The organism is Streptomyces sp. CBMA156, from assembly GCF_014596515.1.
GTDB lineage: Bacteria > Actinomycetota > Actinomycetes > Streptomycetales > Streptomycetaceae > Kitasatospora.
In genome coordinates, this window is record NZ_MSJQ01000196.1 from 1 (window position 1) to 2,151 (window position 2,151).

The 2,151-nt window shown below is 76.0% G+C and carries 1 protein-coding gene; it reads left to right on the plus strand.

Translation table 11 applies throughout. The annotated features are described in order from the left end of the window. The coding region (locus tag BU198_RS16285) for a type I polyketide synthase (RefSeq protein ID WP_188297568.1) at positions 1-2,151 on the plus strand (2,151 nt) is incomplete at both ends.

Here is a 2,151-nt window from a genome sequence, read left to right on the forward strand (position 1 = left end):
CACGGCTCCCGCACCGGCACCGTCACCCCGTGCCGGGACGGACCCGCTGCTGCCGATCGCCGTGATCGGCGCCGCAGGACGCTTCCCCGGCGCCCGCGACCTCACCGAGTACTGGGCCAACCTGGTGGCCGGGCGGGACTCCGTCACCGGCTTCCCGCTGGACCGCTACGACGAGGACCAGCGCCGGACCATCGCCGGCCTGGACTTCCCCCAGCGGATGGGCGTGCTGGACGACGTCGATGCCTTCGACGCGGCGTTCTTCCGCATCCTGCCGCGCGAGGCCGAGCTGATGGACCCCCAGCACCGCCTGGTGCTGGAGACGGTGTGGCAGGCGCTGGAGGACAGCGCCCACCGGCCGAGCGAACTCCCCGCCAACACCGGGGTGTTCATCGGCGTCACCGGCAACGACTACGCGACGCTGCTCAACACCGGCGGGGTGCTGCCGGACGCCTTCACCGCGACCGGCAACACCCACTCGATCCTGGCCAACCGGATCTCCTACCTGCTCGACGTGCGCGGCCCGAGCGAGCCCATCGACACCGCCTGCTCCAGCTCGCTGGTGGCGGTGCACCGGGCCATGGAGGCCATCAGGTCCGGCGCGTGCGACCTGGCGATCGCGGGCGGGGTGAACGTCCTGCTCGACGCCGGCACCTTCGTCAGCGCCCACCGCGCCGGGATGCTCAGCCCGGACGGCCTGTGCCGCACCTTCGACGCCGACGCCGACGGCTACGTGCGCGGCGAGGGCGTCGGGGCCGTGATCCTCAAGCCGCTGGCGGCGGCCGAGCGGGACGGCGACGCGATCCTCGGCGTGCTCCGGGGCAGCGCCTACAACCACGGCGGCCGGGCCAACTCGCTCACCGCGCCGAACGCCGACGCCCAGGCCGAGCTGGTGACCGCCGCGGTCGGCGGCCTCGACCCGGACACCATCGGCTACATCGAGACCCACGGCACCGGCACCGCGCTCGGCGACCCGGTCGAGGTCCGCGCGCTGCGCACGGCGTTCCGCCGGCTCGGCCGCAGCGACGACGGCGCCTGCGGGCTCGGCTCGGTCAAGACCAACATCGGGCACCTGGAGTCCGCGGCGGGCATCGCGGGGCTGCTGAAGGTGCTGCTCGCGCTCCGGCACGGGGTGCTGCCCGCCAACCGGCACCTGCGGCGGGTCAACCCGTTCGTGGAGCTCGCCGACGGGCCCTTCCACCTCGTCCGGGAGAACGAGCCGTGGCCGCGCCCGCGCGACCGCGACGGCCACGAGGCGCCGAGGCGCGCCGGGGTGAGCAGCTTCGGCTTCGGCGGCGTCAACGCCCATGTCGTGGTCGAGGAGTACGTCCGGGACGGTGCGGAGCGGGGCGGGCCCTCCGGGGACGTCGCGGTGCCGCTGTCGGCCCGTACGGCCCGGCAGCTGACCGACCGGGCCCGGGACCTGCTGGCCTTCCTGGAGTCCTCGGACGGGGACGGGGTGTCGCTGCGCTCCGTCGCCCGGACCCTCACGGCCGGCCGCGAGGAGATGGCCGAGCGGATCGGCTGGACGGTGTCCTCCCCGGCCGAACTCGCCGACCGCCTGCGGGCGTTCGTGACCACCGGCGAACGCGGCGAGGCCTCCGGCACGCTGGCGCGCTGGATCGCCGGTGAGGCCGTCGACCCGTCGGTCCCGGCCGGCGGCCCCCCGCCCGGGCGGGTGCACCTGCCCGGGTACCCCTTCGCCCGGGACCGGTTCTGGTTTCCCCGGACCGGACCGGTCCCGGGACCGGCCGATCGGCCGGTGGCCCGGCCCCTCGCCGAGCCCGCCGCCGAGCCGGTCACTGAGCCGGTCACTGAGCGCGCCGAGGCACCCGTCACCACCCTGTCGGTCCCGCAGTGGGCCCCGGCGCCCGCCGCGCCCGGGCGCCGCCACGACCGCCGCGCGGTCGTGCTGTGCGGCATCGCCGGGGACGTCCCCGGGGCGATCCGGCTGGAGACCGCCAAGCGGCGGCCCGAGAGCCGGTTCCGCGACCTGTCCTGGAAGCTGCTGGAGACCGTCCGGGGCCTGACGGCCGAGGACGGCACGGTGCTGGTCCAGGTGGTCACCGACACCCCCGCCCTGGCCGGGCTGCTGCGCTCGGTGGCCAAGGAGGACCCCCGGGTCCTCGGTCAGGTGACCCCCAGGCCGTGGAC